Annotated in this window: 16 protein-coding genes; 11 read left to right on the forward strand and 5 right to left on the reverse strand. The window is 73.0% G+C overall.

What is annotated here, in order from left to right:
- The first annotated feature begins 121 nt into the window (after nucleotides 1–121).
- Nucleotides 122–1333, forward strand: a complete 1212-nt coding sequence (hemW, locus tag ACZ6W9_RS12775; protein ID WP_470117765.1) for a radical SAM family heme chaperone HemW — start codon at nucleotides 122–124, stop codon at nucleotides 1331–1333.
- Between the two features lie 154 nt (nucleotides 1334–1487).
- Here hemW and ACZ6W9_RS12780 read toward each other — a convergent pair whose 3' ends face one another.
- Complete coding sequence (locus ACZ6W9_RS12780) at nucleotides 1488–2303, reverse strand: DUF3097 domain-containing protein (protein ID WP_470117767.1); 816 nt, start codon at nucleotides 2301–2303, stop codon at nucleotides 1488–1490.
- 160 nt (nucleotides 2304–2463) lie between these two features.
- On the opposite strand from ACZ6W9_RS12780, the gene hrcA reads away from it, so the two are divergent.
- From hrcA to ACZ6W9_RS12795, 3 genes are all read left to right on the forward strand, one after another.
- The gene (hrcA, locus tag ACZ6W9_RS12785; protein WP_362928739.1) at nucleotides 2464–3477 is read left to right on the forward strand and encodes a heat-inducible transcriptional repressor HrcA; all 1014 of its coding nucleotides are present in this window, start codon (nucleotides 2464–2466) and stop codon (nucleotides 3475–3477) included.
- A 12-nt stretch (nucleotides 3478–3489) separates the two neighbouring features.
- Nucleotides 3490–4632 (forward strand): molecular chaperone DnaJ, encoded by a 1143-nt coding sequence (dnaJ, locus tag ACZ6W9_RS12790; protein WP_389955749.1) that lies wholly within the window; start codon nucleotides 3490–3492, stop codon nucleotides 4630–4632.
- A gap of 162 nt (nucleotides 4633–4794) precedes the next feature.
- On the forward strand, nucleotides 4795–5526 hold the full coding sequence (locus ACZ6W9_RS12795) for a 16S rRNA (uracil(1498)-N(3))-methyltransferase (protein ID WP_389955746.1): 732 nt from the start codon (nucleotides 4795–4797) through the stop codon (nucleotides 5524–5526).
- Nucleotides 5527–5693: 167 nt separating this feature from the next.
- Here the strand turns inward: ACZ6W9_RS12795 and ACZ6W9_RS12800 are convergent, their stop codons facing one another.
- Nucleotides 5694–6335 (reverse strand): hypothetical protein, encoded by a 642-nt coding sequence (locus tag ACZ6W9_RS12800; RefSeq protein ID WP_470117770.1) that lies wholly within the window; start codon nucleotides 6333–6335, stop codon nucleotides 5694–5696.
- On the reverse strand, nucleotides 6332–6937 hold the full coding sequence (locus tag ACZ6W9_RS12805) for a SigE family RNA polymerase sigma factor (RefSeq protein WP_362928353.1): 606 nt from the start codon (nucleotides 6935–6937) through the stop codon (nucleotides 6332–6334). Before ACZ6W9_RS12805 ends, ACZ6W9_RS12800 begins: the two co-directional genes overlap by 4 nt.
- A gap of 160 nt (nucleotides 6938–7097) precedes the next feature.
- Between ACZ6W9_RS12805 and ACZ6W9_RS12810 the strand changes: the two genes are divergently transcribed.
- The 7 genes from ACZ6W9_RS12810 (at nucleotide 7098) to era (ending at nucleotide 12501) form a co-directional block, all read left to right on the forward strand.
- Nucleotides 7098–7448, forward strand: a complete 351-nt coding sequence (locus ACZ6W9_RS12810) for a histidine triad nucleotide-binding protein (protein ID WP_362928741.1) — start codon at nucleotides 7098–7100, stop codon at nucleotides 7446–7448.
- Nucleotides 7449–7540: 92 nt separating this feature from the next.
- Nucleotides 7541–8602, forward strand: a complete 1062-nt coding sequence (locus ACZ6W9_RS12815; protein WP_389955739.1) for a PhoH family protein — start codon at nucleotides 7541–7543, stop codon at nucleotides 8600–8602.
- 19 nt (nucleotides 8603–8621) lie between these two features.
- Nucleotides 8622–9104 (forward strand): rRNA maturation RNase YbeY, encoded by a 483-nt coding sequence (gene ybeY, locus ACZ6W9_RS12820; RefSeq protein WP_362928357.1) that lies wholly within the window; start codon nucleotides 8622–8624, stop codon nucleotides 9102–9104.
- Nucleotides 9101–10417 (forward strand): hemolysin family protein, encoded by a 1317-nt coding sequence (locus ACZ6W9_RS12825; RefSeq protein WP_389955736.1) that lies wholly within the window; start codon nucleotides 9101–9103, stop codon nucleotides 10415–10417. Before ybeY ends, ACZ6W9_RS12825 begins: the two co-directional genes overlap by 4 nt.
- A gap of 116 nt (nucleotides 10418–10533) precedes the next feature.
- The gene (locus ACZ6W9_RS12830; RefSeq protein ID WP_470117773.1) at nucleotides 10534–11205 is read left to right on the forward strand and encodes a hypothetical protein; all 672 of its coding nucleotides are present in this window, start codon (nucleotides 10534–10536) and stop codon (nucleotides 11203–11205) included.
- Nucleotides 11206–11230: 25 nt separating this feature from the next.
- A complete protein-coding gene (locus ACZ6W9_RS12835) occupies nucleotides 11231–11563 on the forward strand; it encodes a cytidine deaminase (protein ID WP_389955730.1) in 333 nt (110 codons plus the stop codon).
- Nucleotides 11564–11580: 17 nt separating this feature from the next.
- Entirely contained in the window at nucleotides 11581–12501 is a 921-nt protein-coding gene (gene era, locus ACZ6W9_RS12840) for a GTPase Era (protein ID WP_362928365.1), read from the forward strand.
- Between the two features lie 109 nt (nucleotides 12502–12610).
- Here the strand turns inward: era and ACZ6W9_RS12845 are convergent, their stop codons facing one another.
- Together ACZ6W9_RS12845 and ureG are read right to left on the reverse strand one after the other, a co-directional pair.
- Nucleotides 12611–13324 carry an urease accessory protein UreD gene (locus ACZ6W9_RS12845; RefSeq protein ID WP_470117776.1) on the reverse strand — a complete coding sequence of 238 codons (714 nt, stop codon included), beginning with the start codon at nucleotides 13322–13324 and terminating at the stop codon, nucleotides 12611–12613.
- A 163-nt stretch (nucleotides 13325–13487) separates the two neighbouring features.
- The gene (ureG, locus tag ACZ6W9_RS12850; protein ID WP_470117778.1) at nucleotides 13488–14228 is read right to left on the reverse strand and encodes an urease accessory protein UreG; all 741 of its coding nucleotides are present in this window, start codon (nucleotides 14226–14228) and stop codon (nucleotides 13488–13490) included.
- Nucleotides 14229–14294: the final 66 nt, after the last annotated feature.

Here is a 14294-nt window from a genome sequence, read left to right on the forward strand (position 1 = left end):
CGGTGACCGCCGCGCACACCGGGCCCCGGGCGGGGTCCCCGTGCCCGGCGCGTACGGCGGGACACCCGGGCGGCGGGCGGCGCCGTACCGGGCACCCGCCCCGGGGCGGCAGACTTGACCCGTGCCATCCACACTTCCCGACGGCGACCCCGTACCGGCCTCGGGCCGGCTCCCCGGCAGCGCGCTGCGCGGGCTCGGTGAGCGGCCGTTCGGCTTCTACGTCCACGTGCCGTTCTGCGTGACCCGCTGCGGCTACTGCGACTTCAACACCTACACCGCCTCCGAGCTGGGTCCCGGCGCCTCGCACGCCGACTACGCCGCGACCGCCGTCGCGGAGGTGCGGCGGGCGCGGGCCGCCCTCGGCGACGCCGACCTGCCGGTCGAGACGGTGTTCTTCGGCGGTGGCACCCCCACCCTGCTGCCCGCGGCCGACCTGGTCCGCATCCTCGGCGCCATCGACGAGGAGTTCGGGCTCGCCCCCGGCGCCGAGGTGACCACCGAGGCCAACCCGGAGTCGGTGGACCGCGCCTACCTCGCCGGACTGCGCGACGGAGGGTTCACCCGGGTGAGCTTCGGCATGCAGAGCGCCCGCGAGCACGTGCTGCGGGTGCTGGAACGCCGCCACACCCCGGGCCGGGCGGCGCACGCCGTACGGGAGGCGAGGGAGGCCGGGTTCGGCCACGTCAGCCTCGACCTGATCTACGGCACGCCCGGTGAGAGCGACGACGACTGGCGGGCCTCGCTGGCCGCGGCGATCGAGGCGGGGCCCGACCACGTGTCGGCCTACTCGCTGATCGTGGAGGACGGCACCCGCCTGGCGGCCAGGATCAGGCGCGGTGAGCTGCCGATGCCCGACGACGACGTGGCGGCCGACCGCTACCTCATCGCCGACGCCATGCTCGCCGAGGCGGGTTTCGAGTGGTACGAGGTGTCCAACTGGGCGACCTCGGAGGCCGCGCGCTGCCGGCACAACCTGCTCTACTGGACCGGCGGCGACTGGTGGGGCGTCGGCCCCGGCGCGCACAGCCACGTGGGCGGCACCCGCTGGTGGAACGTCAAGCACCCGGCCGCCTACGCCCGCCGCCTGGCCGAGGGTGTCTCACCCGCCCAGGCCCGCGAGGTGCTGTCGGGCGAGGACCGGGCGGTCGAGCGGCTGATGCTGGAGCTGCGGCTCGCCCGGGGCTTCCCCCTGGCGGAGATCGAGCGGCCGCCGGTGGCCGCCCGGGCGCTGGCCGACGGGCTGCTGGAGGTCGAGCCGTTCAAGGCGGGCCGGGCGGTGCTGACGCTGCGCGGCCGGCTGCTGGCCGACGCCCTGGTCCGCGACCTCACCTGACCTCACCTGGCCGCACCGGGCCCGGTCTCGGCCGTCATCCCGCGAACCTCGCCGGTCGCGCCGGGCTCCGGTCTCGGCCGTCATCCCGTGGACCTCGCCGGCCGCGCCCGGCCCCGGCGGGGACGGCGGCGGGCTCGGCCGGTCACGGCCGGTCTCAGACGTCCTCCGGCGGGGCGGTCACGAAGTCGATGAGCCGCTCGACCGGGCCGAGGAGCTCCGGCTCCAGGTCGGCGTAGGTGGTGACCGAGCCGAGGATGCGCCGCCAGGCGTCGGCCGGGGCGAGGTCCCAGCCCAGGGCGGCGACGACCCCCTCCTTCCACGGCACGCCGCGCGGCACCCGCGGCCAGGCGCCGATGCCCAGCACCGACGGCTTGACCGCCTGCCAGACGTCCACGAACGGGTGCCCGGCCACCAGCACGTACGGCGAGGCCACCCGGTCGGCGATCCGGCTCTCCTTGGACCCGGCGACCAGGTGGTCGACCAGCACGCCCAGGCGGCGCTCCGGGCCCGGCTCGAACTCCTCGACGATCTCCGGCAGGTGGTCGACCCCTTCGAGGTACTCCACCACCACACCCTCGACGCGCAGGTCGTGACCCCAGACCTTCTCCACCAGCGCGGCGTCGTGCACGCCCTCGACGTAGATCCGGCTCTCCCTGGCCACCCGGGCCCGCAGGCCCTCCACGGCGATGGAGCCGGAGGCGCTGCGCCGCGGGGCGCGGGGCGCGGCGGCCGGCCGTACCAGGGTCACGACCCGGCCCTCCAGCAGGAACGCGGCGGGTTCCAGCGGGAACACGCGCCGCCGCCCGAAGCGGTCCTCCAGGGTGACGGACTCCTTGTCGCAGGCCACCACGGCGCCGCAGAATCCGCCGTCGGCGTCCTCCACGACCAGGTCGATCTCGGCGGGGACCTGCGGGATACTCCCCCTGCCCGGACGCCGCCAGTTCCCCGCCAGCACGTCGCGCTCGTACACGCCGACCGCACCTCCTCACGCCTCGCCGATCCAGAGGACGCTAGCAAAGGGCCGTCGCCTTATCGCACCCCGTCGGCAAGAGCCGTACACTTGGCACTCGGGAACACAGAGTGCCAGACTCCGCGTTCCCGGTTCGGCGCAGGGCAAGGAGGTGAGCACGTTGGTCGATGACCGCAGGCTTGCGGTGCTTCGGGCCATCGTCGAGGACTACGTGTCCACCAACGAGCCGGTGGGATCGAAGGCACTCGCCGAGCGGCACAACCTCGGCGTCTCGCCCGCCACCATCCGCAACGACATGGCGGTGCTGGAGGAGCAGGGATACATCGCCCAGCCGCACACCAGCGCGGGGCGGGTGCCCACCGACAAGGGCTACCGGCTGTTCGTGGACCGGCTCTCCCAGGTCAAGCCGCTGTCGGGCGCGGAGCGGAGAGCGATCGAGAGCTTCCTCGCCGGCGCGGTGGACATCGACGACGTCGTGACCCGCACGGTGCGGCTGCTGGCGCAGCTCACCCGCCAGGTCGCCGTGGTGCAGTACCCCACGCTGACGCACTCCACGGTCCGGCACGTCGAGCTGGTCCCGCTGAACGAGCGGCGGCTGATGTTCGTCCTCATCACCAACACCGGCCGGGTCGAGCAGCGCGTCGTCGAGCTGCCCGAGGGGGTCGACGAGACCCGCGTCGCGCACCTGCGCGCGACGCTCAACGCCTCGCTCGACGGCTGCGGGCTGGCCAAGGTCCCGGACAAGGTCGCCGACCTGCCCTCGGGGCTTCCGATCGAGGACCGCCCGTTCGCCACCACGATCCTGTCGGTGCTGCTGGAGTCGCTGGTCGAACGGCACGATGAGAAGATCGTCTTCGCCGGGGCCGCCAACCTCGCGGGAGCCGACTTCAGCGTCGGTCTCCGCGACGTCCTGGAGGCCCTGGAGGAGCAGGTCGTGCTGATGCGCCTGCTCGGAGAAACCTCGGACCTGTCGGCGCTGACGGTGCGGATCGGCTCGGAGAACCCCTACACCGGTCTCCAGGGCACGTCCATCGTCGCCGCCGGGTACGGTTCGGGAGACAAGCAACTGGCCCGGCTCGGCGTGCTGGGCCCGACGCGAATGGACTACCCGGTCACGATGGGCGCGGTGCGCGCGGTGGCACGCTACGTCAGCCAGATCCTGGCTGCATCCTAAGAGGTCAACTAAGTGGCTAAGAGCGACTACTACGGCACCCTCGGGGTACGCCGTGACGCCAGTGCGGAGGAGATCAAGAAGGCCTACCGCAGGCTGGCGCGCGAGCTGCACCCCGATGTGAACCCCGATCCTGAGACACAGGAGAGGTTCAAGGAGATCACGCAGGCCTACGAGGTCCTGTCCGATCCCAGCAAGCGGCAGATGTACGACATGGGTGCCGATCCGTTCGCTCCCGGCGGGGGCGCGGGCGCCGGGGGCTTCGGCGCGGGCTTCCCGTTCAGCGACATCATGGACGCCTTCTTCGGCGCGGCGGCCGGCGGCGGCGGTCGCGGGCCGCGCTCGCGCGCCCGCCGGGGCCGCAACGCCACCATCCGGGTGGAGCTGGACCTGCGCGAGGCGGCCTTCGGCACCACCCGCGAGCTGGTCGTCGACACCGCCGTGCTCTGCGAGGTCTGCTCGGGTGCGGGCGCCGCGCCCGGCACCCACCCCGACACCTGCGACATGTGCCACGGCCGCGGTGAGGTCTCCCAGGTCACCCGGTCCTTCCTCGGCCAGGTCATGACGTCCCGGCCCTGCCCCCAGTGCGGCGGGTTCGGCTCGATCATCCGAAACCCCTGCCAGGAGTGCTCCGGTGACGGCCGGGTCCGCACCCGGCGGACCATCAAGGTCCGCATCCCCGCGGGCGTCGAGGACGGCACCCACATCCAGCTCGCCGGCGAGGGCGAGGTCGGCCCCGGCGGCGGCCCGCCCGGCGACCTGTTCCTAGAGATCGTCGAGCGGCCGCACGAGGTCTTCGAGCGCCGGGGCGACGACCTGCACTGCACCGTGCAGATCCCGATGACGGCCGCCGCGCTCGGCACCGTCCTGGTCATGGAGACCCTCGACGGCACCGAGGAGCTGGACATCCGGCCCGGCAGCCAGTCCGGCCAGACGATTCCGCTCTACGGCCGCGGCGTCCAGCGGCTCAACGAGACCGGCCGCGGAGACCTGCTGGTCCACATCAACGTCGAGACCCCCGTCAAGCTCGACCCCGCACAGGAGGAGCTGCTGCGCGAGCTCGCCAGGCTGCGCGGCGAGGAGCGCCCGCCCGGCAAGTTCGCGCCGGGCCAGCAGGGCTTCTTCTCCCGCCTGCGGGACGCCTTCAATGGCCGCTGACCCGGCGGTCCCCGGCGCCCTCCGGGGAGCCGCGGGCGGGGCCTCCCGGGTCCGCCGTGGCGTCCTGCCGGGGGTCGAGGGCGGTGCCTGTCCGGCCCGCAGCGGCGTCCTCCGGGGGGTCGCGGGCGGCGCCCGCCGGACCCGCCGCGGCGTCCCCGCCGCATGACGGCGCCGGTCTTCCTGGCCGACGCGGCCGATCTGGGCCGGGAGGGGTTCACGCTCGCCGGTCCGGAGGGCAGGCACGCGGCGGCCGTACGGCGGCTGCGTGCCGGGGAACGGCTCGACGTGACCGACGGCGCGGGCGTCGTGGCGGAGTGCGTGGTGGACGACGCCGGCAAGGACTCCCTGCGGGTGCGGGTGCTGCGCCGCTACGAGGTGCCCGCGCCGCGTCCCCGCCTGGTCGTCGTCCAGGGCCTGCCCAAGGGCGACCGGGGCGAGCTGGCCGTGGAGATGATGACCGAGGCCGGGGTGGATGTGATCGTGCCCTGGGCCGCGGCCCGCTCCGTCACCCAGTGGAAGGGGGAGCGCGCGGCGAAGTCGCTGGCCCGCTGGCGTTCCACGGCCCGTGAGGCGGCCAAGCAGTCACGCCGCTTCCACCTGCCCGAGGTGACCGGCCTCGCGAGGACCGCCGAGGTCGCGGACCTGCTGTCGGCGGCGGCGCTGGGCGTCGTGCTGCACGAGGAGGCCGCCTCCCCGCTGTCCGGGCTTCCGCTGCCCGCCGACGGGGACATCGTGGTGGTCGTCGGCCCCGAGGGCGGGGTCTCCGAGGAGGAGATCACCGCCTTCCGCGCCGCCGGAGCCGCCCCGGCGCTGCTCGGGCCGACGGTGCTGCGCACCTCGACGGCCGGGGTCGCGGCCGCGGCGGTGCTTCAGGCGCGTACCGGCCGCTGGTAGGCGCACGGCGGTACGGCCGTGCCCCGCCGCCCGCGGTGGCCCTCCCCGCCCGGCCGCACGGCCGGGCCGTCCGGGCATGCGGCGGACCGGTCGCACGCACTCCCGGTCGGCCGCGCGGCGGACCGGCCCCCGGCCGGCGGCTCAGCCGACCGGGGGACCGGCGCCGGTCAGTGGCTCACCGGGGTGGGCACGCCCTCGCTCGGAGTCGGGGGCTGCTGCTCGTCCGGCTGGGAGCAGCCGGCGGGTGGGCACGGACTCTCCGTCTCACCGGTGGGCTCGGGCGCCGCGGTCGGCGTGGGCGGGCACTCCTCGGTGACGTCGCCCGGCACCGTGGGGCAGCCGTCCGACGGAGTGGGCTTCGGCGTGGGGGTCGCCCTGGGCGTGGGGGTCGCCTTCGTGTTCGGCGCGGCGCTCCTGGAGCGCTCGGTCGTCGGCTCGGGCGGGGGCGGGGGGCTGGACGTCCTGGGGACGGCCGGGACCCGGTTGTCGTTGTTCGACGGCGGGCGCGAGGTGGCCGACATGTCGGGCGCGGTGGACTGGGTGAAGTTCACCTCACCGCTGTAGACCTCCTGGATCACCTGTTCGCGCAGCTGGGGGACCATCATCACGACGGTCGCCGCGCCAAGGACCGCTCCAGTGACGGAGGCGCCGACGCGCCACCACACCAGCCCGCGGAGTCCGCGCAGCCCGCGCCGCTCGATCCGGGCCCGGATGATCTCCAGCCCGTCGGGGGAGGGAACGACCGAGTTCGCCTCCGCGTTGAGGGCACGGCGCAGCAGCTCGCCGTGCTCATCGGGGGACTCGGTCATGACAGTTGCTCCAGTGTGGTTCGTAGGGCGGCCATGCCACGAGCCGTGTGGCTCTTGACCGCGCCTTTGCTGATTCCCATCGCGTGGGCGATCTGTGCTTCGGACAGATCACCGTAGTAGCGCAGGACCAGTGCTTCGCGCTGCCGGGCGGGCAGGGCGCGTAGCGCCTCGATGACGGCGGAGCGCTCGAACTCGCCGATCGCGCCGTTCTCGGCGCTCGGCGCGTCCGGCATGCCCTTGGGGGCGTACTTCTCCACGACCGCCCGGTGCCGCAGCACGGAGCGAGATCGGTTGACGACCGATTGGCGCAGGTAGGCGAGTGCCTTGTCGGTGTCGCGCAGGCGGCGCCAGGCGCCGTGGATGGCGACGAACGCGTCCTGTACGACCTCCTCCGCGGTTGCCACATCGCGGACGAGCAGGACAGCGAGACGCACGAGCGACCGGTAGTGCGCGCTGTAGAGCGCGGTAACGGCCGCATCGGCGTCCCAGCCGACGGGCACCGCCCCGAGCGACCTGTCGGCCACGAGGGTCTCGGTGGTCACATCAGTGGGACGCTCGGCCTTCCCAGAGGGTTTACGCTCTTCCGGTTCATTAGGGGGCATGACCCAGTCGTGTCCTCGGCCCGGCGGCCATGTCGTGCGAATCGCAATGGTCTGTAGTTGTTGAAGTTTTGCACACCCACCATATCCGTGTGGATCTTTCTTCGCTGGGCGTGGACCATCACCGATTGGCAACGCCCGGACCGGATAGGGTGCCCGCATGGTGAGTGAAGCCGACTGCCTGTTCTGCAGGATCGTGGCCAAGGAGATCCCCGCGCGGATCGTGCACGAGACCGGCCGCACGCTGGCCTTCCGTGACGTCGACCCGAAGGCGCCGACCCACGTGCTCGTGGTGCCGAAGGAGCACTACCCCACCGCCGCGGCCCTGGCCGCCGCCGACGACGGGCTCACCGACGAGGTGATCAGGGCCGCCCACGAGGTCGCCGAGCAGGAGGGGATCGCCGAGTCCGGCTACCGGCTGGTCTTCAACACCGGTCCCGGCGCCGGTCAGACCGTCTTCCACGTGCACGGACACGTGCTCGGCGGGCGCGGCCTGAACTGGCCTCCCGGCTGATAACCGGGAGGCGTCACGGGTCCCGTCGCGGATACCATGGCGTAGAAGTCACACTCCGATATCTGGAGGCGAACAGGCCGAAAGGCCCGCCTATGTCCGAGACAAACGATTCCAACAGAACGTCGCCGCGGTCGAAGACCCCCGGGCGCACCCAGGCGAAGGTGGTGATTCCGGACGACCACTCGATGGTCAGCCTGCTGGGCTCGGGCGACGAGCTGTTGCGGGTCATCGAGGGCGCCTTCCGGGCCGACATCCACGTCCGGGGCAACGAGATCACCATCACCGGCAGCCCTGAGGAGAGCGGCACCGTCGTGCGCCTCTTCGAGGAGCTGACCGAGCTCGTCCGCAGCGGCGCCGAGCTCACGGCGGACGCGGTGGAGCGCAGCATCGCGATGCTGCGGATGACCTCCGAGCGCCCCGCGGAGGTGCTCTCCCTCGACATCATCTCCTCCCGGGGCCGGACCATCCGCCCGAAGACGGTGAACCAGAAGCGGTACGTCGACGCGATCGACAAGCACACCATCGTCTTCGGCATCGGCCCGGCGGGTACCGGCAAGACCTACCTCGCGATGGCCAAGGCCGTTCGGGCCCTGCAGGAGAAGAAGGTCAACCGGATCATCCTCACCCGCCCGGCGGTCGAGGCGGGGGAGCGGCTGGGCTTCCTGCCCGGCACGCTGTACGAGAAGATCGACCCCTACCTGCGCCCGCTGTACGACGCGCTGCACGACATGCTCGACCCCGAGTCGATCCCCCGGCTGATGGCGGCCGGCACGATCGAGGTCGCCCCGCTGGCCTACATGCGCGGCCGTACGCTCAACGACGCCTACATCATCCTGGACGAGGCGCAGAACACCTCGCCCGAGCAGATGAAGATGTTCCTGACCCGCCTGGGCTTCAACTCCAAGATCGTCGTCACCGGCGACGTCACTCAGGTCGACCTGCCCGGTGGCACCCAGAGCGGCCTGCGGGTGGTGCAGGACATCCTCGACGGCATCCCCGACATCCATTTCAGCAGGCTGACCAGCGCCGACGTGGTCCGGCACAGGCTGGTGAGCGATATCGTCGACGCCTACGGCCGCTACGACGAGTCGCAGCGGCAGAGCGCGCCGCAGCCGATCAAAGGCGTGGCCAAGCGCCCCCGAGGAAGATCGTGAAAACAGTGGAGAACGACCGGTGAGCATCGAGGTCAACAACGAGTCCGGCGTCGAGGTCGACGAGGGCCTCATCGTCTCGCTGGCCGGCCACGTGCTGGAGCGGATGGACATCAACCCGCTCGCCGAGCTGTCGATCCTCGTCGTCGACGAAGAGGCCATGGCCGTGCTGCACGAGCAGTGGATGGGGGAGCCCGGCCCGACGGACGTGCTGTCCTTCCCGATGGACGAGCTGCGGCCCGGCGGCGGCAGCGGCGCCCGGCAGGAGGGCGACGCCCCCGCCGACCCCGCCCTCCTCGGTGACGTGGTCCTGTGCCCGCAGGTCGCCGCCAGGCAGGGGGCCGAGGCGGGGCACGGCGCCGAGGCCGAGCTCGAGCTGCTGTGCACCCACGGCATCCTCCACCTGCTCGGCTATGATCACGCCGAGCCGGAGGAGCACAAGGAGATGTTCGGCCTCCAGGCCGAGCTGCTCGAATCGTGGCGGGAGGTGCGCGCCCAGCGGTGAACGGTGCCAATGGGTGGTTGTTCTCGGCCGTCGTCCTGGTCGTGGTCGCCGGTCTGATCGCCAGCGCGGAGACGGCGCTGACACGGATCTCACGGGTCCGGGCCGAGGAGTTCGTCCGCGAGGGGCGCCGGGGCGCCCCTCGGCTGCAGGAGATCGTCGCCGATCCGCCCCGATATCTCAACCTGCTGCTCCTGATCCGGCTGAGCTGCGAGATGATCGCCACGGTGATCGTCACGCTGCTGTGCATCGACTGGTTCGGCGACCAGGGCTGGGCCTACACCGCCGCCGCGGCGATCATGATCGTCGTCAGCTACGTCATCGTCGGCGTCTCCCCGCGCACGCTGGGCCGCCAGCACGCCGAGCCGATCGCGCTGGCCGGCGCCCCCCTGGTGTACGGCCTCACCCGGATCTTCGGCCCGCTGCCCAAGCTGCTCATCCTGCTGGGCAACGCCCTGACACCCGGCAAGGGCTTCCGTGAGGGGCCGTTCACCTCCGAGGCCGAGCTGCGCGACCTGGTCGACCTGGCCGAGGAGCGCAGGGTCATCGAGCCGGACGAGCGGGAGATGATCCACTCGGTCTTCGAGCTCGGCGACACCATCGTCCGCGAGGTCATGGTGCCCCGTACCGACATGGTGTTCATCGAGCGCGGCAAGACCCTCCACCAGGGCCTGTCGCTCGCGCTGCGCAGCGGCTTCTCCCGCATCCCGGTGGTCGGCGAGAACGAGGACGACGTCATCGGCATCGCCTACCTCAAGGACATCGTGCGCCGGGTCCAGGAGACGGGCGAGGCGGGCCGCGCCGAGCAGGTCGAGACGATCATGCGTCCGGCCGCCTACGTCCCCGAGAGCAAGCCGATCGACCAGCTCCTGCGGGAGATGCAGGCCCGCCGGATCCACCAGGCCATCGTGATCGACGAGTACGGCGGGACGGCCGGCCTGGTGACGATCGAGGACATCCTGGAGGAGATCGTCGGAGAGATCACCGACGAGTACGACCAGGAGGTCCCGCGCGTCGAGTCCCTGCGGGACGGTGCGGTCCGGGTGACCGCCCGGCTCCCCGTGGGAGACCTGGAGGACCTCTTCGACGCCGAGCTGGAGGTCGACGACGTGGAGACCGTCGGCGGCCTGCTGGCCCACGCGCTGGGCCGCGTGCCGATCGCCGGTTCCGAGGCCGTCGTGAAGGGGCTCAGCCTGACGGCCGAGAGCCTCGCCGGGCGGCGCAACCGGATCGGCACGGTCCTCGTCCGGCGGGTCCCCCCGGAGGAGGCCGACCCGGCCGAGACCGCGTCGGAGCACGACCAGAGCAAGGCCTGAGAGAAGGCCGGGTCGGCGGCGTCCTGGGTGTTTGCCGATGATTGCCGCTTTTGCCGAGTGGGAAGGAAGCAGGTCGGCGGGGGCGGGGGCCCGCGCCCGACATCGGGGGAACGGACATGTGGCGGGGGACTCGGACCCCGGGGGTCCGGGCCGCCGCCGCGGTCGCCGTATGTGGGCTGCTGGCGATGGTCCCGGTCGCGTGCGGCACCGGGCCGGCGCGCTACACCCGGGCGGACGCGAGGGCGGAGCAGGCGCGGTTGCGCGGCCTGCTGCCCGTCCAGGAGGACATGCCGGACGGGTTCTCGGCCCGGCCGAGGGACGGCTGGCGGCCCCCGTTCCGCCCGGAGAACCCCGAGTGCCGGACCCTCCTGAACATGGCCGGCGGCGGCTCTCCGCGCCGTGCCGCCGGGCCCCGGGTCACCGTGACCTACCAGGGCGACGACGTGGGCGAGCTGGCCGGGGTCGCCCTGGTGTCCTACGCCGGCGCGGGCGCCGCCCTCCGCTTCGCCGAGATCTCCGACGCCCTGGACGACTGCCCGGTGGCGACCGGTCCCCTGGCCGGCCGCGGCACCTCGCTGCGGGTCTCCCCCCTGGAGGTGGACGTGCCCGGCGACGTGCGGGCCGGGCGGCTGCGCGGCAGGCTGAACGGCTACCCCTACGAGCTGCACGTGGTCTTCGCCCGCGTCGGCAACACCGTCGTCTCGCTGGTGCACAGCGGGATGGCCGGGATCGACGAGGAGAGCACCCGGCGGCTCGCCCGGCTCATGGTCGGCCGCCTCTCCGCCTGATCCGGCGGCTGAATACCCTTGTGCCGTGAGCGACGCGAACCTCGACCCCGAGGACAACAAGATCATCGTGCTGGCCCGTTCCGCCCGTGCCCGCAACGGCACCGCCGAGGGCGCCGCGGTGCGCGACGAGACGGGCCGGACCTACGTGGCGACCGACGTGGCGCTGCCCTCGCTGACGCTGTCGGCGCTGCAGGTCGCCGTGGCCATGGCCGTCTCCAGCGGCGCGGAGTCCCTGGAGGCCGCGGCGCTGGTCACCGCGGGCGAGGGTCCCTCCCCGGCGGACGAGCGGGCCGTGCGCGACATGGGTGGCGAGCGGCTGCTGGTGGCCGGCCCGGACGGGACACCGCGTCAGAACTGAGCCGACGATCGGGGACAATGGGTGACGTGAGTTCTTCAGCAGCTGATTTCCGCGCCGGTTTCGCCTGTTTCGTCGGACGGCCCAACGTCGGCAAATCAACGCTGATGAACGCGTTGGTCGGCACCAAGGTGGCCATCACCTCCTCCAAGCCCCAGACGACCCGCCGCGTCATCCGGGGCATCGTGCACCGCCCGGACGCCCAGCTCATCATCGTCGACACCCCCGGTCTGCACCGTCCCCGCACCCTCCTGGGCGAACGGCTCGACAGCCTGGTGCTGTCCACGCTCACCGAGGTGGACGTGATCGGCTTCTGCGTGCCTGCCAACGAGCCCATCGGCAAGGGCGACCGGTTCATCGCCGAGAAGCTCACCGCCGTGAAGAAGACCCCGGTCGTCGCCGTCGTCACCAAGTGCGACCTGGCGACCCGCGAGCAGATCGCCGCGCAGCTGCTGGCCGTGTCGCAGCTCGCCGAGTTCGAGGAGATCGTCCCGGTCTCGGCGGAGAGCGGGGAGCGGCTCGACGTGCTGCGCGACGTGCTGGCCGGCAGGCTCCCGGCCAGCCCGCCGCTGTACGAGGGCGGACAGCTCACCGACGAGCCCGAGCAGGTGCTGGTGGGCGAGCTGATCCGGGAGGCGGCCCTGGAGGGCGTCCGCGACGAGTTGCCGCACTCCATCGCGGTCGTCGTCGACGAGATGTTGCCCCGTGAGGGCCGCGACGACCTGCTCGACATCTACGCCCACATGTTCGTCGAACGGCCCTCGCAGAAGGCCATCGTGATCGGGCACAAGGGAAGCCGCCTCAAGGAGGTCGGCAGCCGGGCCCGCGGCCAGATCGAGGCGCTGCTCGGCACCCGGGTCTACCTCGACCTGCGCATCAGCGTCGCCAAGGACTGGCAGCGCGACCCCAAGCAGCTTCGCCGGCTCGGCTTCTACGACTGACGGCGCGGGGCGGGACGGCCGCCCGCGGGGTTCCGCCGTCCCACGCGGGTACGGCGGAGCCGCGTGCCCGTCCTCCCGTGTCGCGGCTCGGCGAGCCGCGCGCCTGCCGTCACGTCCCGGTGCCGGGCAGGCGCGACAGGCCCTCGTCCAGACGCCGCCGCAGCTCGACGGCGTCGGCGGCCAGCGCGGAGACCAGCGTTCCCGGCCCGGCCAGCGGGAGCATCGCCCAGCCGTCCCCGACCGACGAGGCGGGCGCCCGCCCGGTGACCAGGACGCTGCCGACGCAGCGGGCGTCGCCGTAGACCGCGGGGGAGCCGTCGGTCACCAGGTCGCCCACGACGAGTTCCTGACGCAGCAGCGGACCCGCGGGGGTCACCGCGTCGAAGCGGGCGTGACAGCGGCCGGGCCGCTCGCCGTACCGGCCGAAGACGATCTCCTCGCGCCAGGACACCCGGGCGCCCTCCTCCAGCGTCAGCCGTATCGCCGAGCGGTGCAGGCAGCCGGCGGCCAGCACGGTCGGCTCGGGCGCGAACCGCAGCGACGCCCCGGCGCCGACCCTGGCGGTGACGGTCAGCGCCGACTCCCCCGTACCGGGCAGGACGAGCGTGCTCGCGACCGAGAGGACCTCCAGCTCGCTGCCCGGACCCACCTCGATGTCGAGGGCCAGGTCGTCGCCGCCGAGCGGACCCGCCGCGGTCGAGACCAGGTGCACCCGGCCCGGCCCGGTACGGCGCAGCGTGAGCGGCGGATCGGACCGCATGGCGACCAGGACGGTCCGGCCGTCCGGGCCGCGCTCGGTGACTAGCGCGGCCCTGGCCCGCATCGAGCGTCGTGGCGCGGAAGGGGCGGGGGAGGGGCGGTGCCCTTCCGTACGGCGAGGATCGGCGGGAGGGGTGGGGGAGGGGCGGTCCCCGTCCGTGCGGCGAGGGTGAGCGGGAGACGCGGAGGTGGGGCGGTCTCCGGGAGGCCGGGCCGCCTCCGCGCGATCAGGCGCGGGCGCGGTCATGCTCGCGGGCGAGGTCGTGCCCGTGCTCGTCGGCGTGGCCGTGCTCGTGGCCGTGGGTGCGGCCGTGCTCGTGGGCCCAGACGTGGACGAGGCCGGAGACCCACTCGGCGACCGCGGGTGCGTCCGGCTCCTCCCGGATCGAGGTGAACAGCACCGGCCTTCCGTCCCGCACGGCCGCCGCGTCCCGGTCCATCACCGTGAGGTCCGCGCCCACCATCGGCGCCAGGTCGGTCTTGTTGATCACGAGCAGGTCCGCGGTGGTCACGCCGGGGCCGCCCTTGCGCGGGACCTTGTCGCCTCCCGACACGTCCAGCACGAAGATCTGCCGGTCGGCCAGACCCCGGCTGAAGGTGGCGGTGAGGTTGTCCCCGCCGCTCTCCACGATCACCAGGTCGAGCGGGCCGAACCGTTCCTCCAGGGACTCCACCGCGTCGAGGTTGGCGGCGATGTCGTCACGAATGGCGGTGTGCGGGCAGCAGCCGGTCTGCACGGCGGCGATCCTCGCCGGGTCGAGCACCCCCGCCGCGCGGAGGAAGTCGGCGTCCTCGGTGGTGTAGATGTCGTTGGTGACCACCCCGAGGCGGAGCGCCGGGCCCAGCGTCCGGCACAGCGCCGCGGTCAGCGCGGTCTTCCCGCTGCCGACGGGGCCACCGATGCCCAGTCGCAGCGCCCGCCCGCGCGGATCGGCCCCCGGGTGGTGGTCGTCGTGGTCAGCGCCCATGAGGGTCACCGTCCCTTCTTTCCCTGGTGGTCTGTCGTGGTGGTCTTCCCGGTGGGCGGCGGTGCC

It is taken from the genome of Streptosporangium sp. NPDC053982, assembly GCF_055585205.1.